Genomic DNA, 21745 nt, shown 5'->3' on the forward strand with positions numbered 1-21745 from the left:
GGGCAGAAGGACGGTTCGGGAGTGCGCGGCAGCCGCGCGGCGGGGGATCATGGGTGTTCTCTCCCTGATGTCTGTAAGACGGAGGGGGGTGAGACCGGCGGCGCAGCACTGGTTTCCAGGCCATGAGGGCTGCGCCGCCGGGCGGGGCTACTCGGTGTCGGTCAGGCTCGCGATGGCAGCGGAGAAGTGGTCCTGCACGAGGGTGATCACCAGGGCGGACGCGAACGCCAGGCCGGGAATGAGCAGGTGAAGCAGCACCTGCATGACCTGCTCAGGCAAGCCGCCCGGGTACGCCTCGGTCAGTGCCGGCATGACGTTCATCGCGGCAGTGCTGGCCAATAGCCCATACTCGACCTTGCGGACGGTGCGCTCGTGAACGCTCCGGCCGACGGCCGAGAGTTGCCCTCGGGCGATGAGTAGGCCAACGAGCAGGATCGAGAAGGCCGGGTCGACCAGCCACGCGACCAGCCACGTCGGGGACCACGGCTCGGCGTGTCCGGCGGCGAATCGCTGAACGTTGACCATCGTGAACGCGAGCGCGAACAGCAGCGCCGACCACGCCATTGCGGTCCAGCGTGCCCGCTGGCGCATCAGCCGGACCGCCTGGACGTCCGGGTCCATCAGCAGTCGACGCAACTGCCGAGCCTCAGCAGCTTTCGCGGTCCACTCCTGAACCCGGCGGGTCCGCCCTTGCATCAGCGCGTCCCGCGCCTCCTGCATCCGCTCGGCCCGACGCTCCCCACGGCTCAACCGGCGGGCCGGCGCGGGCGGGGCGGGCGTGTCCGGGCGACTGACCGGCGTGACCTGCTCGGCCGGCTCGGGCGGGGTGATCTCCGGCGCGGGCGTCGGGTCCGGCTCGGTCGGCGGTGCGGGCTCGGGTGCGGCCGGCGCGGGTGCCGGGTCCGGGGTGGCCGCCTCGGTGGCGTCGGCCGGCGTGGTCTTGAGCAGCGCGAGCAGTTCGCCGGCCTTCGGCGCGCCGATGCGGAACTCCCGCATGAGCCGGTTCCGCGACGGGAACACCTCCCCGTCCGGCAGCTCCAGGTCCCGCGCGGCGGGCAACAGGACTTCGATCGGTTGCGGGTAGCGGGTGCCGTTGATGGTGGGGGCGGTCATGCTGCGTCCTCCTGGGGGAAGGCGCACGCGAGGCATTCGCCCAGCGAGCGCGGAATGAAGTAGGGCCGCACCGTGTGGCAGGTCGGGCAGGTACGACGGGCCGTTAGGGCCTTGCCGATGGCGGCGCGCTGCGCGGGGGTCGCGGTGCGCTTCGGGGCGGCCAGGTCGACCCGGTACAGGTAGGCGGTGCGGGTGCCGCCGACGCCGCGCCAGAGCACCTGAGCGGCGATGGGTTGACCACCGGGCCGTAGGCCGGCGGCGGTCAGTTGGCGGCGGGTGGCGTAGCCGGGCGGGGCACCCTGCCACCAGTAGGTAGGGATGTCGTACCGCGCCCCGTCCGGATCGTGAAAGGCGGCGCGGATGCGGGCCATCAGGCCGCGCGGCGCGGGTCGGTGCGGGCGGTCGTCTCGGTGGCGGCGCGGGTAACGCGGGCCTCAGCCCGGCGCAACCGCCGCCAGTCCAGCGGGGACGGGCCGCCGTGGTCCTCGGCGTAGAGCAGCGTGATCTCGGCGTCCAGCAGGTCCAAGTCGGCCGCGATCAGCGGCCATTCCGCGTCGATCGCCGCGAGGTCGGCGGCGGTCGGGTCGGTGGTGACGAGGGCGAGGTGCGTGCGCACGGGGGAACCTCCGGTGAGTCGATGAAGTCGGGGAAGAGGCCCCGGGGTGCGACCAGATCGGCCGCACCCCGGGGGCGAACAGGAATGAAGAGGCAGAAGTCCATGCCGCGCGCCAGACCCGGCCCGCTCGCCCCGCTCGCCCGGGAAGTCACCGGGGTCGGCCACCAGGTGGCTCAAGGCGGGGATGCCGCAGACGGATCCACGCGGCGCTCCTGCTATTCGGTTGTCAATGAACGACTGCGCGGATGCTCGTGGGCGCGCAGCTCCGTGAGGGGCTGCCTTCCCCGGCTGCCTGCCGGCTGGTGTAGCTAATTTCAGCGCTAAAATTAGCGCTGAAGTTGTGCGATGTCAACGAGGTGAGGGGACTAGGATCAGCGGATCAAGCAGTCAGACAGGGAGGCGTCGGGTGGAGGATTGGCAGGCTGTGGCCAGCGCAATCAACGGCCGGATGGCCGATTTGCCGCTGTCACAGCAGGAGTTGGCCGAGCGGTCCAAGGTGTCGGTTGCCACCCTGCGTGAGCTGCAAAAGGCGACCGCGACCCGCAAGCGGTCGGCGCGCACGCTCGCCGCGATTTCTCAGGCTCTCGGCTGGCCGGACGACTACCTTCGTGCCGTGCTGACCGGGGTCACGCCGCCGAACAGCGGTGGGGGAGTGGGGCGGGCGGACAGTTCGTCGCTGGTACTCGCCAGGCTGGACCAGCTTCACGCCGAGGTGCGGCGGCTCGCGGATGCCGTAGAGCGGATGGCGGTCGATGTCGGTCATGGCGATAAGGACACCAGTTTCGAACGCGCATCCGAACGCCGTTCATCAGCCGGGTAACCGCCGTCCGCTAGGCATCGACTAGGCGTGGTTGCGCGTCGGCAGGTGTCTACGCCAGCGAAGGAGGGCCGTTGTGCCTGCTCACGCCAGGGACGCCACCCCGAATCTCGCGCTGTACAACCTCCGCGACGCGGCGGGCGAGACTCAGCAGGACGTGGCGGATGGGTTGAACCGCCTGGGGGTGGCGCGCGGCAAGAGACTGGCCGTAACCGCCAATCAGGTCAGCAGGTGGGAGCGAGGGATCACGTATCCGTCCGCGCTCTACCGGCAGCTCCTTGTCGAGCACTTCGGCGTCTCTGTGCAAGATCTTGGACTAACCAGGCAGCGCGTCACGCCCCAGCAGCGCGACAGTCCCGAGAACGATTCCGGAGGTTTCGCGATCTACCAAGATCCGGTGTCTCACCCGCAGGCCGAGGACAGCCAGGAAGAGTGGCGTGCGGTTCGGCGGAAGCTGAACGTTCACCGTGTGCAGCTCGCGCGCGAGGCCGCGCGCCTCTATGACGTGGAGCACCGCGTAGGTGACAGCGGCCTGATTGCGGCGCCGCAGTGGTTGCCGTCGACTCCGATCGAGTTGGCGCAGTTCGGAATCGGGCTCGCCCCGGAGGGAACCGCGCCCGTCGTCACTGGGACCGAGGACGCTGCGGCCGGTGTGCGGCCGTTGGCGTCGGACGGGCGGCGACACCAGCGCTACAGCCTCGCCCTGCGGGATGTTGAACAGCCGCGGCTCTTTGAGAACCGGCTCGCGTGGCACCTCGCGGGAGTCGATTGGAGCCAGCCTGCCCATGCGCTCACGTTCACCACCGGCACGTACTTCGGGGGTGTTGATGTCTCGGAAGCGCTCGCACACGAAATGGCCATGTACCACGTAGCCGGCGACGGGAGCGGCATCCTGCCAGCATCCTGGCGACACCTGGGCTTCCGGCGACTCGTGGGCGACCCGTTCACGCCCAGCCGCCGACCGACAGCGCCGTCAACCGACACGCTCACCCTGCGGGTAGACGACGACGGAGCGTCCTTCGTGCTACACAACCGCGCCGCCGGCAACGTGGCCGTAGCCGGGGGAATGCTGCACATCATGCCGGCGGGGGTGTTCCAGCCATCGAGCGTCCTACCTGCCGCGCAAGTGGCCGACTTCGACCTGTGGCGCAACATGATGCGGGAGTACAGCGAGGAATTCCTCGGCAGCGCCGAGCACGGCGGCGACGGGGAACCGGCGGACTACAGCGCGGAACCGCTGGCAGCCTTCGACCGCGCGTACGCCTCCGGCGGGGTGCGGGTCTACTGCCTCGGAGTCGCCCTCGACGCACTCACCCTCTGGGGCGAGATTCTGACCGTCGCCGTGTACGACGGCCCCACCTATGACCACCTGTTCGCCAACATGGTCGACTCCAACGATGAGGGAACCGTGGTCAAGACCGGGCGGGTACGGCCAACCTCGGCGTTGCCATTCACCCGGCACACCATCGACGAACTGACCGCCAGCGGGCGGCTGGCACCGGCGGCGGCCGGATGCCTTGAACTCGCGTGGGAACACCGCCGCACGATCCTGGGGAGAAGCTGACGTGCACGTACTGGTAACTGGTGGCCTGGGATTTCTCGGCCGCGCCGTCGCCCGCGACCTGCTTACCGCCGGGCACCCGGTCACGGTCATGACCCGGGGTCGCGGTGACCGCACCGCACCGTCCGGCGTCGAGCTGGTGACGGGGGACATCCGGGACCGTGCGCGGGTCTTCGAGATCGTCCAGGAGGGCGGGTACGACGGAGTCGTACACCTTGCGGCGTCGACCAGCGGGCGGGAGTCGCTCGCTGACCCGCTGGGCTACTTCGACGTCAACGCAACCGGCACCCTGAACCTACTCATGGCCCTAGACGCCGCCCGGACGACCACCGCACCGGCCTCTCTGGTCTTCGCCTCCACCAATATCGTCTACGGATCGCAGCACCACGGCGCACTGTCCGAAGACCTCGACCCGCACCCCGAGAGCCCGTACGCGGCATCCAAGGTGGCGGCTGAGCACATGGTCGGGGCTTATGCGGCGACCGGAGCCATCGGGGCGGTAATCCTCCGGCCCTTCAACATTGCCGGCGCCGTCGACGGCGTCACCGACACCGACACCGCACGGATCATCCCGAACGTCTTCCGCGCGATCACCGGAGAACTCGACCACGTAACCCTCAACGGCGACGGGGCGGCAGTGCGGGACTTCGTTCACGTCGCTGACGTCGCTACCGCCGTGCGGCTCGCTCTGGCTGAATGCACGCCAGGTATCAGCCAGACCATCAACCTTGGCTCGGGCGTGGGGACAAGCATGGCCACCGTGGTAGCCACCGCCGAACAAGTCACCGGCCGTCCGGTGACCGTCCGCCATCAACCGCCTAAGCCTGAACCACCGGTGCTGATCGCAAACGTCAACCGCGCCCACACCGTTCTTCGCTGGACCCCAGCCAAATCCAAGCTGCGCGAGATCCTCGCGGATGCATGGGAGGCGTGGCCGCTTGCCTAGCGCATGCCAACCGTCGCGCCGGACTGGCAGCGCGGTTTGATCGGTCGGTTCACGTATCCCGCTCGGGTAGCACCTCAGCGAGCAGGCCCCCCTGTTCGTCGCGGGCCGCCCAACTCACGGGCTAAATTGCGGCGCTGCTCACGCGGATCGACTTGACCGTGTAAGCCTCCTCGGATTGACACTGTAAAGCAGTTTCGCCGGACAGTAGGTCCGGGCTCTTCTTGTCGACGACAAGTCATCGAATAGGGCCTGTCGCACATTGGGTGCGACGCCAGATAGCTCCAGCAGCTCACAATTGCGGCGGTGCCCGAGTTGCGCCTCGGGCACCGCCATCATGCCCCAACCACGTCCAGAGCAGCAGTAGGAGCGTCGTGAGGATACCCTCAATCACCCCCATGTTGGAACCCTCAGCGGAGCAAGCGATTGAACCGGCCCGACAAGTCTTGACGCTGCGACTATTCGTAATAAACGTCGCATCCTTTGCAGGGGCCATCGCGGTGAATTACCAAACCAGCGATGTAATCATCTCAGTTGTGGCGGCCCCAATAATCCACGGCTTTCTAAGTCACTGGATAGCGGAATAAGCGCAAGTACCGTGGCCGACCACTGGACCATGAAGGTTGAATACGAGCGCAATGCGACCGCCACCGATGCGCTAAGAAAAGCGGCTGTCAAGCTTGAGGTCAGCTATGTTGAGGTTGAGCGTGTTTCCGGACCCACGATTATCCTTAGCCGGGAAATTGAGTGCAACGGGCCACACGAAGCCATAGTTGGAGCGTGGGCACTGATTCTCAAAATTAGACAGGAGGTGGGGCCGGATCATGCGGTGATTACCGTACTGACCCACCCGGAGGGAGTGCCAGAGCTGTTGCCGCCGGTAATGACCCTCTCAGAGATTGGAAAGGCATTAGGCGTGTCACGCCAACGCGCCCAGCAGCTTTCCCGGCAAAAGGGATTTCCTAGGCGCCTCTTTGGAACGCCTTCCGGGCCGGTTTTCGCAAGCTCCGACATTTATCGATACCACGAGGCGCGCGAACGGAAACTAAACTGAGTCGACCATTGCGCAGCAATGCTCTTTAATAAGCAACGGACTCAGGGTGGGGCCGATTCGCAAGATCGCTGTTCGGCCCCACCCCTACTCAGCCATGACCGACGTTCGATGAGACGAGACGTAGTTTCGGCGCCGTGTCCTGCGCGTTAGGTCCGGCAGGGGGGGCGTTGAGCGGTGCAACCGAATCGTCTACGGCTGTGATTACCAAACCAAAAACGTACTTCGTCAGCTCGGCTGGAGTTGTATGTAACTCCCGGGCTAGGGTGTGCGGCGATATCCCCTTCCCTCGAAGTCCTCTGAATACCTTTTCGAGGAGTTGTGAGGTTTCGCGCGGGATGCCAGACGGCTCACCCTTCCGGTAACCCATGCCACCGAGTTCGATCATCACCCGCCGGAATGACCATTCTGAGAGAATTCCAAGATCGCCCAGCCTGTAAGCTAGCGCTGCGGCAGCGACGCTCCAGTATCTCTTGGCGCGTATGATCTGGTCCGTAGTCGGGTTGCTACGTATCCTGCTCTGTATGCTGGCACGGGTCATCAAGAATGCTGATGCGAATAGGTTTGCTTCTCGCTCACAATCTCGTGTCCAGTCGGTGGTATCACTCGCCCCGTGAAGCACAAGGTGACCAAGTTCGTGAGCTGCGTCGAAGCGACCTCGCTCGCCAGTCTTCATGGTGTTCAGAAATACGAACGGGGTGCCTCTCAGCCACATCGAGAATGCGTCGACATCACTGTATTCCGGTGGTAGCGAGAATACGCGGACACCGTGCGCCTCAAGTAGATGGACCATGTTTGGGGCAGCCTGCAATTCGCCAATTCCCCACCGGGCGCGGACGTACTCTGCGGCCTGCTCTGGCGTTTGGTGCTCAAGCGTTGGAATGTCGGGCAAGGGTAGCCGAAAATGGGTTTCCAGCACGCCATTAAGCTCTAGAGCCAATCGTGCAGCACTCAGAACGGCATCTCGCGCTGTCGCCGTTATTTTCGAACGCGCTCTAAAGCTGACCAGGGCGACATCAATTTCGTCGATGTCACCCTGGTCGAAAAATGAAGTTGGGAATCCGAGTTCTTCGGCGATTCTTTCTAGCGTCTCCGGCGAGGGCTGTTGTCGACCTCGTTCGTAATTGGAGATGCTCTGACCGGTCACCCCCGTCCGGCGACCTAGTCCGACCGCCGTTAATCCTCTTCTCTTGCGAGCTAGCGTCAATCGTGAAGGTGTAAACATGCTTTCTTTCTGCCCCCTTGGTTCAAGGGGCGACACATGATCAACGAGGGTCGACGGGCACGTCAATAGGCCCGAAACCACCGTTGGGGTCGTCGTCACCCGAAAGGTCGTCTACCGCGTAAGGCGGCAGCGGAATGCGATCGAACCAATGCGAAACGTAACCCTTGGCATTCTGACTCTGCGGCAAGGATACTTCAGACCGGATCTCCAGCTTGGTCTTGTCGAAGTAGACCAAGAACAGCCAGTAGGAGTAGCCGTCGAACTCCTCCGGCGGCTCCTCCGCCGTCGCGGGCGGCTCGAAGAGCGTGCCCTGGCCGGGAGGCTGGTTGCTCCTCAGGAGGCGTCGCGTCAGCTCACCCTTGGGGTATCGGCTCCGCGGCTCTCGCCGCAGACCCCTGGTGCCGGTCATCGGGTCGCCGCTGGAGACGCCGAGAACCTGCTGCCGGTCATCGTGGATGAGGAGTGGAAGGACACCGTTCAGGTTGATCCGCCGCCACCCGAAGTCCCGCAGCCCTCCGGTCAGGCTGGCCACCAGCCCGTTGTAGGCGAAGTAGCCCGGGGCGGTCGGAGCCCCGTCCGGATGGCAGGTGCGGCGCGCAATGTTGCTCGCGCCCAGAGACTCCGTCAGCTGCGGGGCCGGGAGGCCGATCTTCGCCAGCCTCTGCTCGTAGCCGCCGTCACCGGCGGGGATCACCAACGCCATTCGCACTCCCAGGTCTTATAGTTCAGCCTCCTCGATCGTGGGGCCAAATCTAAAAGAGAGAGTAGCGGAACCACCCGTCGGGGCGGAAACGCGACACGCTCTCAGGACTTGCGGTGGTGCTCGTGAGCGCCGCGATCGGATCATGGTTAGAACATATGTACTGATCGGGGCTTGCGCAAGAGTCGGGGCCGGGCCGACGACGGTCTCGTTTGCGGTCTCATTCGCCACCGTTCAGGACGGTTCGTGGGCGTACCTGGCGCGGGCCGATCGCAGGTCACGGACCGTGCTGGTTGTCGCCGGACAGGGGATCGCAGACCTCGAAAGCGTGTGAGGGTTAACGCCCTCCGAGGGTTCAAATCCCTCCGCCACCGCTCTGTAGTGCAGAAACGCCCGGTCGATCCGCGAGGATCGACCGGGCGTTTTCGCGTCAGAGCTGCTGCTCGCCGCCGTCGACGAACAACTCGCCGCCGGTCATGAAGCTGCTCTGGTCGGAGGCGAGGAAGAGCGCGGCGTTGGCGATCTCGTCCGGGTGTGCCATGCGCTGCATGGGCACGCCCGAGGCGATGGTCTTCAGCAACCCGGGTGCTTCGGCGGCGCTGGGCGCGAGGCCGGCGAGCCCGGGGGTCTCGGTCGAGCCGGGGACCAGGGTGTTGACCCGGATCTTCCGGCCGATCAGCTCGGCGGCCCAGGTGCGGCCGAACGAGCGGATGGCGGCCTTGGACGCGGCGTAGACGCTGAACGCCGGGGTGCCGTTGCTGGCGGCTGTCGAGCCGGTGAGCACGATCGACGCGCCCTCGTTGAGCAGGGGCAGGGCCTTCTGCACCGTGAAGATGGTGCCGTAGATGTTGGTGTCGAAGGTGTTGGCCACGTGCTCGACCGTGATCGAGTCGAGCGAACGGAACTCGCCACCGCCGGCGTTGGCGAACACCACGTCCAGCCCAGCGCCCCGCTCCTCGATCGCCCGCATCACCCGGTCCAGGTCGTCGAGCTTGCTGACATCGCTGGCGATGCCTGTGACGTTCGCGCCGATGCTGGCGACGGCCTCGTCCACCGGGCCCTTGCGGCGGCCGGTGACGAAGACGTACGCGCCTTCGGCGGCGAAGCGGCGGGCGGCGGCCAGGCCGATGCCCGTGGTGCCCCCGGTGACGAGGGCGGTCTTGCCGTCGAGCTGTCCCACGATGGATCTCCTCTGTCGGGGTGGTCGTGTGCGGCCGGCCGGGCCTCAAGCAGGTTCTGTACCGAGCGGTACGTATCCGACCGTAGCAACCGCCGACCGGGTCCGCAAATTTCTGTACCGATCGGTTTTCGCTGTCGGTAGGATGGGCGGAGAAGGGGTGATGGGCTGTGCCGCAGCGAGGTCGACCACGGGGCTTCGACGCCGACGAGGCGCTGGAGCGCGCTGTGGAGGTGTTCTGGCGTCAGGGGTACGAAGGCGCCTCGGTGAACGACCTCGCCGAGGCCATGGGGATCAACAAGCCCAGCCTCTACGCCGCCTTCGGCGGCAAGGAGGAGTTGTTCCGCAAGGCCGTGGCCCGCTACGCCGAAAAGGACATGGAGTACGCGAGGGACGCCTTCGCCCAACCCACCGCGTACGAGGTGGTCGCCACCCTGCTGCGCGAGAACACGATCGCCGTGACCCGCACCGACCGACCGGCCGGTTGCCTATCGATCCAGGGCGGCACCAGTTGCTCCACCGAGAACGCGTCCATCGCCGGGTTCCTCGCCACCAGCCGCCTGGGCGGTGAGGGTGCCCTCGCCGACCGGCTCGCCAGTGCCGTCGCCGAAGGCGACCTACCCGCGCACGCCGATCCGGTAGCGCTCGCCCGCTTCGTCATGATCGTTACTGAGGGGCAGGCGGTGCATGCCGCCGCCGGAGTCAGCCGGGAAGACCTGCGACAGACCGCGGAGATCGCGCTCGCCGGTTTCGTGGCCGCGTCCGGGGCGCGCCTGCCCGAGCAGGCCACCGAGCCGGTCTGAGCGGTCACCGTTCGAGCAGCGCCGCCATCCCGTCGAGCAGTCGTTGCAGGCCGAAGTCGAAGAGGCTCTCGGCGTCGAGGTCGACCGCTGTCCGGCTGAGTCGGGCCAGATGGGGAAACTCGCCCGCCGCGAGCAATCCACCGAACACGTCGGCCTGGGCCTCCATCCACTCGTCGTCGGTCAGGCCGGTGTCCTGCTCCGCTTCAACTCCTCGCTCCAGGTTGATGGCGGTGCCTCGAACATGGTTGGCCAGTGCGGCCACCAGATGGAGCTGGGTGTGCTGGTCCAGGCCCTGCCGGGCGAGGGCGCGCAGCGCCCACTCGGTGTGCGCGACGGCGTTCGGTGCCATCAGCGGGCGGGTCAGCGAGACGACCTGGGCCAGCCAGGGATGCCGCCGGTAGATCGACCACTGAAGTCGGCTGAGCAACTCCAGTTGGGCTCGCCAACCGGGCGGGAACGTGCGCGGCAGCCGATTCGAGGCGAAGGCCGCGTCCGCCATCAGCACGAGAAGCTGCTCCTTGCCCCGAACCTGCCGGTACAGCGACATGGTGGGGACGTCCAACTCCGTCGCGATGCGCCGCATGCTCAGCGCCGGTAACCCCTCGGCGTCGGCGATCGTCATCGCGGTCCGCACCACCTGGTCGCGGGTCAACCCCTGGACGGGCAGCCGCCGACCTGCGGACGGGGCACCCCGGCTCGGCGTGGTCGGCGCCGCGCCGGTCACCACCATGCCCACGCCCGGCACCGCCCGGACCAGGTTCTCCTGGCGAAGCGCGGTGAGCGCCCGGCTGGCGGTGGCCATGGCGACGCCCCACTCCCGGACGATCTGCCGGGTCGACGGCACCCGGTCGCCGGGGCCCAACTCGCCTGCCGCGATGCGCCGTCGCAACTCCCCGACGATGCGCAGATAAGGGGGAGCGGTCTCGTCGAACTCCGTCACGATCGCCTCCCGCCGGCCTCGCGGTGACCGTAGCGCACTAGAGCACCGGCAGGCGTCCCCGTCCTTCCTGCCACGGCCGTACTAGAGCTCCCTGGCCCGACGGTCGCCAGCTCGACATGCTCGGCGCAGCCCGGTGCGTACGCCGTACCGGCGTCGACTGAATGGGGAGAGCATGAGACGAGTTTCGTACCCCCGATGGGCCGTCATGGTGGGCGCTGTCGTCCTCGTCGGCCCGGCGATGGCCGCCGGTCCGGCCGCGGCCAACGACGAGCGCCGGAGCGCGGCCGTCGTCCGGATCGACCAGGGTGCGGTGCGGGGGACCGTCGCGGCAGACCACCGCTCGTTCCAGGGCATTCCGTACGCGAGCCCGCCGCTGGGCGCGCTGCGCTGGGCCCCGCCGCAGCCCGGTCCGACCTGGACCGGAGTACGCGACGCGAACCGGCCCGGTGCCGCCTGCGCGCAACTGCAAGGGCTGCCGATGGACACACCCTCCGAGTCCGAGGACTGCCTCTACCTGAATGTCACCACCCCGCGTTCGGCCGCACGGACGCCTCGACCGGTGATGGTCTGGTTGCACGGCGGGGACTTCCGGTTCGGCAGCGGCGACGGGTACGGCGGGCAGCGGCTGGCCGCCGGAGGTGACGTCGTCGTCGTCACTGTGAACTACCGGCTCGGCGCGCTCGGCTTCCTGGCGCATCCGGCGCTGGCCGGTCGGGACGGGAGCATCGGCAACTTCGGGTTGCGGGACCAGCAGGCCGCACTGCGCTGGGTGCGGCGCAACGCGGCGGCCTTCGGCGGCGACCCGGGCAACGTCACAGTGTTCGGCCAGTCCGCCGGGGCGACCAGCGTCTGCGCGCAGCTCGCCGCGCCGGGCTCCGCTGGTCTGTTCCACCGGGCGATCATGCAGAGCAACTCGTGCGCCAACCCGGTCCAGACCCGGGCCGAGGCGGTCGGGGCGGCCCAGGAGTTCGCGCGGAGGATCGGCTGCACCGACCCGGCTGTGGTCGCCGCCTGCCTGCGCGGGCGTTCCCCCGCCCGGCTGGTCGAGACGGTCGGCTATCCCGGCGCGGGTGTCGACCTGGGCCCGGTCGTCGACGGCCGCACGCTACCGGTGGACCCGGCGGACGCGCTGACCACCGGGAGGCTGCATCCGGTGCCGGTGTTGACCGGAATGAACCGGGACGAGTCCCGGCTCGTGGTGTGGGGGATGGAACGGTTGGGACTCAACTGCCCGGAGCCGCCGAAGCCGGACCAGGAGCCGGAGTCGTGCCCGCTCACCGACGACCAGTACCGCGACCAGGTGCGCGCCATGTTTGGTGACCACGCGGGGGAGGTGCTGGCCCGCTATCCGCGCGACCCCGCACAACCCGCCAGCGTGACGTTGGGCGCCGTGCTGACCGATCACGACTACGCCGAGCCGATCTACTCCGCCGCGTTGGCATTCGCGCGGCGGGTGCCGACGTTTGCGTACGAGTTCGCCGACGAGGACGCGCCATTCTTCACCGAGGGACCCGAACCGACGTTCGCCATCGGCGCGTACCACTGCGCCGAGCTGCCGTACCTGTTCGCTGTCGACTACGCCGAGGCGCTCACGCCGACCCAGCGGCGGCTCTCCGACGAGATGGTCAGCACCTGGAGCGACTTCGCCCGGACGGGTCGGGCGGGCTGGCCTCGACTGCGCCCTGAGGCTCCGTACGTGCGGATGTTCGCCGGTGGCGGCGGATCGGGCAGGACGGACTTCGCGGCGGCCCACTCGTACGACTTCTGGCTGTCGCTTCGCCGCTGAACGACGACTGACCCGTCGGGCCGGGCCGATCCATCGTGGAGCGAACCGGGCCCGACAGGTCAGTCGGTGGGTTGTCGGGTCAGCACGGGCCCGCACCCTCGTCGAAGAGGCGGCGGGCCCAGTCCGCGTACCCGGCGATGGTTTTTCGGACAGTGCGCCCGTCGTGCAGGAACAGGTACGCGCGGTCGCCGCTGCGGGCGAGCAACCCGTCGAGCCGGTGTGTCCCCTGTGGAGCCCGTAGCCGGCTGACCTCCGGGTAGCGGTCCCAGACCTCGCCGACGGGCGAGCCCGCCGTTATGCCCTCAGGTGTCCGCATCGGGTCGCCTACCCAGAGCAGCACGAGTTTGTCCTCCACGAAGACCGGGCTGACCGTGTCGTGGCCGGCGAGCATCGGCCCGCAGGCGTCCAGGCTGGTACGCAGGATGCCGCGTCGGGTCAGCTCGTCCTCGGTGGCGCCGAACTCGATGTTGCGCAGGCCGTTCAGGTCGATGATCTCCACGTTGCCGGCGGGCCGGCCGTTCGGAATCGACCCGGTAGGCGGTACGCCGCTGCCCGCGATCGAGGCAGCCGTCATCAGCGTGGCGATAAAAGCAAATTGTCGCAATTTCATGGAATCCCCCATTCCCCAACGGAACGGGAGCGTTCAGGTTGCTGCCGCACGTCGGATTACTGGTTTTCCCACTGTTCGACCAGCTCGTCCCAGTAGTCGGCGCTGAGTCGACGCCGGCCGTGCGCCAGCCAACCCTCGGTGTTCCGCTCCAGGTGCAACCCCACTTCGGCGAACCTGTCGATCCAGGTGCCGGGCTCCACGCCGAGCTGACTCAGCGCACAGTTGATCGGCCACTGCTCGCGCGGCGCGTCGAACTCGTCGTCGAAGCACGGCCCCCAGGACAGCGCCCCGCCCAACCACACCGCTGCCGACTGGTGGCCGACGCCACCACCGAACTCCGCCTCCACATAGGCCACCGGCCCCGACTGTGACCAGCGGGTCAGCACCTCGACCAGCGCCGTCGACAACACCAGGCCGAACGGGCGCGCGGCACTCCGGTCGTCAGTGGCGAAATCCGGCAACGACCCGGTCAGCTCGATCACCAACTGCGGGGTGACCGGCAGCAAGGCGAAGTCCTGGCGCAGCTCGCCGAGGACCGCGTGATCCAGCTCGGCGGTCTGCTCGCGGAGCAGTTCGACGTCCGCGACCACCGCGCTGAGCTGGTAAGCCATCGAGCCCTCCGCCGTCCACAGCCTGTGGATAGAACATGTGTACGACGGATTCCCCGCCTTTCGTGCCTGCGACGGTACCGGCCGGAGGGTGGACGTGCCGGGCCCTGCTCGATGAGTGGGCATCGGCGGGCGGGGCGACGGTTGTACGGTCCTGGCCATGGCCAATCAACTGAGCGTTCCCGGTGTGCCGTTCCCGCTCGCGCCCTCGTCCGCCGAGCTGTGGCGGGTCGACGAGGCGGCCGGCACCGTGGCGGTCGAGGCGCAGCCGCACACTGACATCTTCATCGACCCCAGCACCGGCTCCGCCGAGGCGGCCGAGACCACCACTGTCAGTGCCGGGTCGACACTCAACGCGGCGACGCTGCTCGGGGACCTGCCGACGGGGGACTTCCAGTTCAGCGCCCGGGTCACGGTGGGCTTCGCCGCCACCTTCGACGCCGGGGTGCTCCTGCTGTGGCTCGACGAGCGGCGCTGGGCCAAGCTGTGCTTCGAGTTCTCCCCAGCAGGCGACCCGATGATCGTGTCGGTCATCTGCCGAGGTGTCGCCGACGACGCGAACGCCTTCGTCGTACCCGACCGGTCGGTGTGGTTGCGGGTCTCCCGGGTCGACGGGGTCTACGCGTACCACGCCTCGGTCGACGGTGAGACCTGGCAGTTGATCCGCGTCTTCCTCCTCGACCCCGACACGTCTCGCGACCGGATCGGCTTCGCTGGCCAGTCCCCGACCGGTGCGGGGTGCGGTGTGACGTTCGACGAGATCACGTTTCGGGCGGAACGTCTGGGCGATCTCCGTGACGGCTCCTGACCTGCCTGCGTGACCGGGCGCCGGTCAGGTGCGCCGGGAGAGCTGGGTGACGAACGCGCGCCAGGCCGTGGGCGCGAAGGCGAGCGCCGGGCCGGTCGGGTCCTTTGAATCCCGTACGCCGATGACGCCGGGCAGGTTGTCGGCGACCTCGACGCAGGCTCCACCGTTGCCGCTGCTGCGGCTGCTCTTGCGCCACCGGGCGCCGTTCAGCTCCATGACTCCGCCACTTCCTGGATGAGTGCGACCGACTGCCAGTGGGACAACGCCTCGCCGCGCACGTTCTCCCATGCCGCCATCATGGCCGCGATGTCCTCGGGGTCGCTAGCGACTTGTCCCTGAAGTTGGTTGTCGAGGTAGCCGGCGACCCGGTGGTCGTGGCTGTGCGCGATCACGAAAGGTCCGTTGAGGCCGGCATAGGCGCCGACCGCGCTGGGCACGACGTGCACCCGGATGTGCGGCTCGACGCACGCCGCCGCCACGGCCAGCAGTTGCTCGCGCATCGTCGACCGGCCGCCCACCGGACGGCGGATGACCGCCTCGTCCACGACCGCCGTGAACTGCGGTGGGTCGTCCCGCCTGAGGATGCCCTGCCGGCCGAGTCGGACCGTGAGATGCCGCTCGATCTCACCCCGGGGGATCAGGCCCGCGTCGCCCAGCACCGCGCGGGCGTACGCCTCGGTCTGGAGCAACCCCGGCAGAACTGTCGACTCGAACCAGCGAAGCGACACCGCCTCGCGCTCGATCTCCTGCCACGGACGAAACCAAATGGGGTCACGACGTCTTGAAGTGTCCGGCCAGATGTCCGACACGTCCTTGTGTAGCGCCTCCGCTGCCGCCAGCCGGTGGCGCGGATGCGGGATGCGGTCCTCCGTCAACCAGCGCCCCACGGTCTTAGGGTCGACGCCGACGGTCTCGGCGAGGGATTCGGTCGTGTGCCCGGTGTCGCTGAGCGCCACCCGAAGCGCGTCGTTCACGGCTCCTCCATCGGATGTCCTAGATATCTGAAAACCATATAGCTACGCGGTGTATCTGTCTCGTAACTCTCCCGAGGGTGGTCCACAGAAGACGGCGTGGCCGGTGGAGGCGCAGGAGCCCGGCGGTCGGCGTCAGTCCGGGGTCGCCCCCGACGGGGAGGCGGGGCGGCCCCGCCCACCGCGAAGGAGATCCGCCCATGCCCCGCCGCCGCTACCGGAAGCACCTGCCGACCCGACCGACCTGGCGCTGCGCCGCGTGCGGCATCGCCTGGCCCTGCTCGGCGGCGAAGCTGCGGCTGCTCGGCGAATACCGGCACGACCGGCTCGCGTTGACCGTCTACCTGGCGACGCTGCAGACAGAGGCCGGCGAGCACCTCACCGACGTCGACCCGGCCCGGCTGACCGACCGCTTCCTCTCCTGGGCCCGCGTCCGCGCCTGACCAAGCCTCGATTCGAGGGGCCAACCTGACCAACGCCGAGTTGCAGCACGTCCAGGTGGTGGGCTGACGCCGCCGTACAGACGACTCAGGGCCGGTCCCCGTGGGGCCGGCCCTGTCGTTGGTGCTGCTCAGGTGAGCGGAGGATACGAGATTCGAACTCGTGAGGGTGTAAACCCAACACGCTTTCCAAGCGTGCGCCCTAGGCCTCTAGGCGAATCCTCCGCGAGCCAGGATACAGGCCCGTGTCGGGCGGGCCACCCCACCACCCCCTGAAGATCGACCGGCGGTCGGGTAGGCTGGGCGGCACCTCCCGTGCGGCGGTATCTCGTGAACCTCCCCAGGGCCGGAAGGCAGCAAGGATAAGCGAGCTCTGCCGGGTGCACGGGAGGCCTTTTTGTCTGTGGGCCGGTTGATCCACTCGGCATCCCTGATGTCGCGGTGTCCCGGTCATGCGGACACCGCGGTTTCCAGGAAGCCGAGTCGATCAAGCCCGGCGGCCCGGTGGATCAAGCACGGCATCCGCGGTGCCCGGGGTGGTGGGTGGTCACCCGCGCCCGACCGGCGCAGAATGGCTCGGTCGAGAGGAGGCGGGACGAGTGACGCTGGCGCTCTACCGCAAGTACCGGCCGCGTACCTTCGCTGAGGTCATCGGCCAGGAGCACGTGACCGAACCGCTGTCGCAGGCGCTGCGCAGCGGACGGCTCAACCACGCCTACCTCTTCTCCGGCCCCCGTGGCTGCGGCAAGACCACCAGCGCCCGGATCATGGCCCGCTCGCTCAACTGTGAGCAGGGCCCCACTCCCGAGCCGTGCGGCAAGTGTGACTCCTGCCGCTCGCTGGCCGCCGACGGCGCCGGCTCGATCGACGTGATCGAGATCGACGCGGCCAGCCACGGCGGTGTCGACGACGCCCGCGAGCTGCGCGAGCGCGCCTTCTTCGCGCCGGCCAGCAGCCGCTTCAAGATCTACATCATCGACGAGGCGCACATGGTCTCGACCCAGGGCTTCAACGCCCTGCTCAAGCTGGTCGAGGAGCCCCCGGAGTACGTCAAGTTCATCTTCGCCACCACCGAGCCGGAAAAGGTCCTCGGCACGATCCGCTCGCGGACCCACCACTACCCGTTCCGGCTGTTCCCGCCGAAGGTGGTCCGCCCGTACCTGGAGCAGCTCACCCAGGCCGAGGGCGTCGCCGTCGAGCCGGCGGTCTTTCCGCTGGTGGTCCGCGCCGGTGGCGGCAGCATGCGGGACAGCCTCTCGGTGCTCGACCAGCTCATCGCCGGCGCCGGCGCGGAAGGGGTCAGCTACGCGCGGGCCGTCGCGCTGCTCGGGGTCACCGACTCGGCGCTGATCGACGAGATGTGCGACGCGCTCGCCGCCGGTGACGGCGCGGCCGCGTACGCCACCGTCGACCGGGTCGCCGAGGCCGGGCACGACATGCGCCGGTTCGCCTCCGACCTGCTGGAACGGCTACGCGACCTGATCGTCATCCAGCAGGTGCCGGACGCCGCCGCGAAGGGCCTGATCGACGCCCCGGCCGACCAGATCGAGCGGATGGCAGCCCAGGCTTCGCAGCTCGGCTCGGCAACGCTGTCCCGCTGCGCCGACATCGTGCACGACGGCCTGGTGGAGATGCGCGGCACCACAGCGCCCCGCCTGCTGCTGGAGCTGATCTGCGCCCGGATGCTGCTGCCCGGCGTGGACGACTCCACCGGCGGCCTGCTCCAGCGCCTGGAGCGGATGGAACGCCGGCTCACAGTGGGCGGCACCGACGCGCCGTCGGCCGCCGCCGGCTCCGCGCCAACCAACCACCACGGGGTACGCCCACAGCAAGCCACCCCGGTCCCGGCTGCCGCCACCCCGACACCAGTGAACGCCCCGACCTCCGCACCGCCGTGGGCTGTCGACCCGGCGGCGTCCCCGGCCCAGGGCGCTCCCGCCCCGGCTGCTTCGGTCACCGGGGCACCCGCTCCGACCTCCGGTGCGCCAGCCTCGTACGCCTCGGCGGCCGACTCGCCGATCCCGGCCTCCCCCGGCGCGTCGACCGGGTCGGCAACCGCTGACCAGGCCGTGCCCGTCTCGCCCGCCGGGCCGGCCCCCCGTCGCGTGGTGCCACCGTCGGCGGTGCTTCCCGACCCGGCCACGCCCGCGCCGCCCCGACCCGGAGCGCCGGCCGCCGCACTGGACGCGGTGGCGGTCCGCCGCGTCTGGCCCGACGTGATCGGCAAGGTCAACCGGACCAACAAGCGGATCGCCGCCCTGATGCGCGACGCGGTCGTCCGCGAACTCGACGGCGACATGCTGGTGCTGACTGTGAAGTCCACGGTGCTGGCCAAGATGATGGCCGACCATGCGGCCGTGCTCACCGACGCGCTCTACGAGGAGTTGGGCGGGCGCTGGCAGATCCGGTGCGAGGTGGCCGGCGAGCGCGGTGGCGTGTCGCTGTCCGGCGCACCGCGCGCGCAGCAGACCGCACCGGCCCGACCCGCCGCCCCGCCAGTCACGTCGGACACGCCCGCCGCCGCGACGAACGCCGCGACCCCGACTGCCGCCGCCCCGACGAGCGCACCGCCAGCCGTGCCTGGCTCGAACCTCGCGCCTGGCTCGAACGGTGCGCCTGGCACGAACCTCGCGCCTGGCTCGAACTCGGCGTCTGGCACGAACCCCGCGGCTGGCTCGAACCCCGCCCAGGGGCCGAACGGCGGGCCTGGCTCCAACCCCGCGCAGGGCTCGAACGGTGCGCCCGGTTCGAACGCGTCTGGCTCGAACGCGTCTGGCTCGAACGCGTCTGGCTCGAACGCTGCGCCTGGCTCGAACGCTGCGCCACGTGCGAACTCCGCCGGGCCGGGGACTGTGGGACCCAAGGCCCCGGCCGCCGCCGGTCCGACGAACGCCTCGCCGACCGCCGGGAACCTGAGCGGCGCTGCCGGCTCGGCTTTGCGCGACGGTGCCGGTGCGGGTTCCGCTGGTCACGGTGCTGGTGGGCGGGGCGCAGCGCCGTCCGCCCCAGCGGCGGACGACGACGGCGGCTGGCCGGAGGCGGCCCGCCCCGGCGGCGGTGCCCTCGCCGCCGAGGCTACGGATGACGAGGACTGGCCGGAGGCCGCCCGACCTGGCGGCGCGTCGGCCGGAAACGAGTCGACCCCTTACTCCACCCCGGCGTCGACAGGCCCGAACGGCAGCACCGGGAACGGGAACGCCGGGAACGGCAGCGGCGCGAACGGCAGCGGCACCAACGGTGGTGGCGCGAACGGCACCGGGCCAGGGGGTTCGGGAGGTCCCGGGTCAGCGGCCGGTGGCGGTAAGCCAGGCGGGCGGGGTAACCCGACACCGGCGGCCCGGCAGCCGGCGGCAGCCGGTGGTGCGCCGGTGAGCAGCGCCATCGCCGCGGCTCGCGCGGCGGCGGCGGGGCGCGGTGCGCGTACCGGAGCGGCAGCCCGGCCCGTCGCGGACGCCGAATGGGCGGGTGAGCCGCCCTACGACCCGGACTTCGACGGCCCGGCGCGGGCCGGCCGACCCGGCGGCGCGGCGCCGGCCCCGGCCCTTGAGGGGTTCGACCCGGGCGACGAGCCGTTGGACGAGATCATCGACGAGAAGACCGCACGGGAGTCCAGCGAGGAGCAGGCGGTACGGCTGCTCCGGGAAACCTTCGGCGCCGAGAAGATCAACGAGGTCGACGCCCGCTAACAAGCCCTCCGGCCCGGCGATCTTGCAGTTTCGGTCGTCGTCTTGCGCCAAATGCCCCTTATGTCGCAGCAGGAAGTGCAAGATCGCGCAGGGGTGGGGTCTCGGCTAGGAGGACAGCCAGGGCGCAGGCCCAGAGGGGGAACGGTAGGACTGCTACTCGTTCCATGCCGCCCACCCCGATGGCCAGGCCCTGTTGGGCGGCGAACAGTGTCGTTCCGGCCAGCGCGATCAGCCCGGCCGTGAGGGTGAGTCGTCGCCACCGGCCGAGCGTCGTGGTGCGTGGGGCGAAGCCGGCCAGGAGCAGGCCGATGTTGCCCATCCCCATGATCAGGACTGCGCCGAGGACGTGCAGGTTCTCGTCGATGTCGGCCGGGTAGAGGGCCGCGAGGGCGTAACCGCCGGTGGCCAGAAGCAGGAGTGTCTGGGCGGTGCGCACCACCGGGCCGCGGCCGAGGATTCGCCAGGTCAGCAGGAGCCCGGCGGCGAGCAGGACCGCGGTGGTCAGTGTCGCGGTGTTCATCAGTGGGTGCCACGGTGAGCAGACGTAGCGGGGGCGGGTGGTGTCCCAGACGCCGCAGTGGGCGTTGCCGAGGTCGCTGATGTTGTGGGTGGCCCAACTGTAGGCCGGCTCACGCCACCGCAGCCCGGTGATCAGGCTGGCGACGAGGAAGATGGGCGCGGCCGCGAGCCAGCACAGTGCGCCGACCCGGCCGGTGCGGTTGAGGTTCATGCCACGAGCAGACCAGTTTGACGGCTATGGGCGCACTACCAGCAGATGGCCGGTTCGGGGTAGGGGTAGCCGTACCCGAAGGCTCGGCGTGGGCGGACGCACCGGGCGGGGCGAGGTCGGTCCCAGCGGATAGGCTGAGCGGCGGTCGAGCAGACGAGTGCGAGAAGGAGCCATCCCGTGCGCCCAGGTGGACAGCCGAACATGCAGCAGATGCTGAAGCAGGCGCAGAAGATGCAGCAGCAGATCGCCGCCGCCCAGGCCGAGCTGGCCGAGGCCGAGCTGACCGGCACCGCCGGCGGCGGGCTGGTCACCGCTACCGTCTCCGGTTCCGGTGAGCTCAAGGCCATCAAGATCGACCCGAAGGCCGTCGACCCGGACGACGTGGAGACGCTGGAGGATCTGGTCGTCGCGGCAGTGCACAACGCCGCCGAGGCGGCCCGGGAGCTGACCGAGCGCAAGATGGGCCCGGTCGCCGGCGGCATGGGCGGCCTCGGCCTGCCCGGTTTCTGAGCCGGCAGATGTACGAAGGTGCCATCCAGGATCTGATCGACGAGCTGGGTCGGCTGCCGGGCGTGGGTCCGAAGAGCGCTCAGCGGATCGCGTTCCACGTCCTCTCGGCGGATCCGGCCGACGTCAACCGGCTGGCCGGCGCGCTGCGCAAGGTCAAGGAGCTGGTGCGGTTCTGCACTACCTGCTACAACGTGGCCGAGTCCGAGCAGTGCCGGATCTGCCGCGACCAGCGTCGCACCGACGAGGTGCTGTGCGTGGTCGAGGAGCCCAAGGACGTGGTGGCCGTCGAGCGGACGGGTGAGTTCCGCGGTCGCTACCACGTGCTGGGCGGCGCGATCAATCCGCTGGAGGGGATTGGTCCGGACAATCTCCGCATCCGGGAGCTGATGATCCGGCTCGGTGGCGGCGGGGTGCGGGAGTTGATCCTCGCCACGGACCCGAACACCGAGGGCGAGGCGACCGCCACCTACCTGGCGTTGATGGTGAAGCCGATGGGCATCTCGGTGACCCGGCTGGCCAGCGGGCTGCCGGTCGGCGGCGATCTGGAGTACGCCGACGAGATCACTCTTGGTCGGGCCTTCGAGGGGCGCCGCGCGGTCTGATCCCCTGACGTACGGCCGGTGGCCGGCACCCGTGTGGGTGCCGGCCAC

At 69.1% G+C, this 21745-nt stretch carries 23 protein-coding genes, 1 tRNA gene and 1 other RNA gene; 12 read left to right on the plus strand and 13 right to left on the minus strand.

The annotated features are described in order from the left end of the window. Positions 1-147: 147 nt before the first annotated feature. Genes OG992_RS22195 through OG992_RS22205 form a run of 3 tightly spaced genes read right to left on the minus strand, consistent with a single transcriptional unit; the run spans position 148 to position 1729 of the window. Positions 148-1113 (minus strand): hypothetical protein, encoded by a 966-nt coding sequence (locus tag OG992_RS22195; protein WP_266304206.1) that lies wholly within the window; start codon positions 1111-1113, stop codon positions 148-150. Next, complete coding sequence (locus OG992_RS22200; protein ID WP_266304207.1) at positions 1110-1484, minus strand: RRQRL motif-containing zinc-binding protein; 375 nt, start codon at positions 1482-1484, stop codon at positions 1110-1112. The genes OG992_RS22195 and OG992_RS22200 overlap by 4 nt, the downstream gene beginning before the upstream one ends. Then, the gene (locus OG992_RS22205; RefSeq protein ID WP_266304208.1) at positions 1484-1729 is read right to left on the minus strand and encodes a DUF6284 family protein; all 246 of its coding nucleotides are present in this window, start codon (positions 1727-1729) and stop codon (positions 1484-1486) included. Before OG992_RS22205 ends, OG992_RS22200 begins: the two co-directional genes overlap by 1 nt. A gap of 406 nt (positions 1730-2135) precedes the next feature. On the opposite strand from OG992_RS22205, the gene OG992_RS22210 reads away from it, so the two are divergent. From OG992_RS22210 to OG992_RS22225, 4 genes are all read left to right on the plus strand, one after another. Beyond that, entirely contained in the window at positions 2136-2549 is a 414-nt protein-coding gene (locus OG992_RS22210) for a helix-turn-helix transcriptional regulator (protein ID WP_266304209.1), read from the plus strand. 73 nt (positions 2550-2622) lie between these two features. Then, positions 2623-4110 carry a helix-turn-helix transcriptional regulator gene (locus OG992_RS22215; RefSeq protein WP_266304210.1) on the plus strand — a complete coding sequence of 496 codons (1488 nt, stop codon included), beginning with the start codon at positions 2623-2625 and terminating at the stop codon, positions 4108-4110. Between the two features lies 1 nt (position 4111). Then, positions 4112-5053 (plus strand): NAD-dependent epimerase/dehydratase family protein, encoded by a 942-nt coding sequence (locus OG992_RS22220; RefSeq protein ID WP_266304211.1) that lies wholly within the window; start codon positions 4112-4114, stop codon positions 5051-5053. 613 nt (positions 5054-5666) lie between these two features. Further along, a complete protein-coding gene (locus OG992_RS22225; RefSeq protein ID WP_266304212.1) occupies positions 5667-6104 on the plus strand; it encodes a hypothetical protein in 438 nt (145 codons plus the stop codon). A gap of 88 nt (positions 6105-6192) precedes the next feature. On the opposite strand, the gene OG992_RS22230 is transcribed toward OG992_RS22225, so the two are convergent. The 3 genes from OG992_RS22230 to OG992_RS22240 all read right to left on the minus strand — a co-directional run bounded on the left by OG992_RS22230 (position 6193) and on the right by OG992_RS22240 (position 9206). Further along, complete coding sequence (locus OG992_RS22230) at positions 6193-7326, minus strand: XRE family transcriptional regulator (protein WP_266304213.1); 1134 nt, start codon at positions 7324-7326, stop codon at positions 6193-6195. Positions 7327-7366: 40 nt separating this feature from the next. Next, entirely contained in the window at positions 7367-8029 is a 663-nt protein-coding gene (locus tag OG992_RS22235; protein ID WP_266304214.1) for a hypothetical protein, read from the minus strand. 427 nt (positions 8030-8456) lie between these two features. Next, entirely contained in the window at positions 8457-9206 is a 750-nt protein-coding gene (locus tag OG992_RS22240; RefSeq protein ID WP_238684853.1) for an SDR family oxidoreductase, read from the minus strand. A gap of 167 nt (positions 9207-9373) precedes the next feature. On the opposite strand from OG992_RS22240, the gene OG992_RS22245 reads away from it, so the two are divergent. Next, complete coding sequence (locus OG992_RS22245; protein ID WP_266304215.1) at positions 9374-10006, plus strand: TetR/AcrR family transcriptional regulator; 633 nt, start codon at positions 9374-9376, stop codon at positions 10004-10006. Positions 10007-10010: 4 nt separating this feature from the next. On the opposite strand, the gene OG992_RS22250 is transcribed toward OG992_RS22245, so the two are convergent. After that, positions 10011-10946, minus strand: coding sequence for a TetR/AcrR family transcriptional regulator C-terminal domain-containing protein (locus OG992_RS22250; protein WP_238684851.1), 936 nt, complete (start codon positions 10944-10946; stop codon positions 10011-10013). A 172-nt stretch (positions 10947-11118) separates the two neighbouring features. Between OG992_RS22250 and OG992_RS22255 the strand changes: the two genes are divergently transcribed. Next, positions 11119-12732 carry a carboxylesterase/lipase family protein gene (locus tag OG992_RS22255; RefSeq protein ID WP_266304216.1) on the plus strand — a complete coding sequence of 538 codons (1614 nt, stop codon included), beginning with the start codon at positions 11119-11121 and terminating at the stop codon, positions 12730-12732. A gap of 79 nt (positions 12733-12811) precedes the next feature. Here the strand turns inward: OG992_RS22255 and OG992_RS22260 are convergent, their stop codons facing one another. Together OG992_RS22260 and OG992_RS22265 are read right to left on the minus strand one after the other, a co-directional pair. Next, positions 12812-13306, minus strand: a complete 495-nt coding sequence (locus OG992_RS22260; protein WP_238684849.1) for a hypothetical protein — start codon at positions 13304-13306, stop codon at positions 12812-12814. Between the two features lie 92 nt (positions 13307-13398). Beyond that, the gene (locus OG992_RS22265) at positions 13399-13953 is read right to left on the minus strand and encodes a hypothetical protein (RefSeq protein WP_238684848.1); all 555 of its coding nucleotides are present in this window, start codon (positions 13951-13953) and stop codon (positions 13399-13401) included. A 157-nt stretch (positions 13954-14110) separates the two neighbouring features. Here OG992_RS22265 and OG992_RS22270 point away from each other — a divergent pair, with 157 nt between their 5' ends. Further along, the gene (locus OG992_RS22270; protein ID WP_266304217.1) at positions 14111-14758 is read left to right on the plus strand and encodes a DUF1349 domain-containing protein; all 648 of its coding nucleotides are present in this window, start codon (positions 14111-14113) and stop codon (positions 14756-14758) included. Positions 14759-14782: 24 nt separating this feature from the next. Here OG992_RS22270 and OG992_RS22275 read toward each other — a convergent pair whose 3' ends face one another. Both OG992_RS22275 and OG992_RS22280 read right to left on the minus strand, forming a co-directional pair. Next, entirely contained in the window at positions 14783-14974 is a 192-nt protein-coding gene (locus OG992_RS22275; RefSeq protein ID WP_238684846.1) for a DUF397 domain-containing protein, read from the minus strand. After that, on the minus strand, positions 14965-15732 hold the full coding sequence (locus OG992_RS22280; RefSeq protein ID WP_238684845.1) for a helix-turn-helix transcriptional regulator: 768 nt from the start codon (positions 15730-15732) through the stop codon (positions 14965-14967). Before OG992_RS22280 ends, OG992_RS22275 begins: the two co-directional genes overlap by 10 nt. A gap of 197 nt (positions 15733-15929) precedes the next feature. Here OG992_RS22280 and OG992_RS22285 point away from each other — a divergent pair, with 197 nt between their 5' ends. Next, entirely contained in the window at positions 15930-16172 is a 243-nt protein-coding gene (locus OG992_RS22285; RefSeq protein ID WP_266304218.1) for a flavin reductase, read from the plus strand. Positions 16173-16309: 137 nt separating this feature from the next. On the opposite strand, the gene OG992_RS22290 is transcribed toward OG992_RS22285, so the two are convergent. Further along, a tRNA-Ser gene (locus tag OG992_RS22290) sits at positions 16310-16394 on the minus strand. Between the two features lie 82 nt (positions 16395-16476). Between OG992_RS22290 and ffs the strand changes: the two genes are divergently transcribed. Further along, positions 16477-16566: signal recognition particle sRNA small type (ffs, locus tag OG992_RS22295), an RNA gene on the plus strand. Between the two features lie 202 nt (positions 16567-16768). Further along, on the plus strand, positions 16769-19855 hold the full coding sequence (locus OG992_RS22300; protein WP_266304219.1) for a DNA polymerase III subunit gamma and tau: 3087 nt from the start codon (positions 16769-16771) through the stop codon (positions 19853-19855). Between the two features lie 58 nt (positions 19856-19913). Here OG992_RS22300 and OG992_RS22305 read toward each other — a convergent pair whose 3' ends face one another. Then, positions 19914-20585, minus strand: a complete 672-nt coding sequence (locus OG992_RS22305) for a DUF998 domain-containing protein (protein WP_238684842.1) — start codon at positions 20583-20585, stop codon at positions 19914-19916. A gap of 201 nt (positions 20586-20786) precedes the next feature. Here OG992_RS22305 and OG992_RS22310 point away from each other — a divergent pair, with 201 nt between their 5' ends. Beyond that, complete coding sequence (locus tag OG992_RS22310; RefSeq protein ID WP_007466279.1) at positions 20787-21095, plus strand: YbaB/EbfC family nucleoid-associated protein; 309 nt, start codon at positions 20787-20789, stop codon at positions 21093-21095. Between the two features lie 8 nt (positions 21096-21103). Then, positions 21104-21697 carry a recombination mediator RecR gene (gene recR / locus OG992_RS22315; RefSeq protein ID WP_238684841.1) on the plus strand — a complete coding sequence of 198 codons (594 nt, stop codon included), beginning with the start codon at positions 21104-21106 and terminating at the stop codon, positions 21695-21697. Positions 21698-21745: the final 48 nt, after the last annotated feature.

Source organism: Micromonospora sp. NBC_00362 (assembly GCF_026342155.1).
Taxonomy (GTDB): domain Bacteria; phylum Actinomycetota; class Actinomycetes; order Mycobacteriales; family Micromonosporaceae; genus Micromonospora; species Micromonospora hortensis.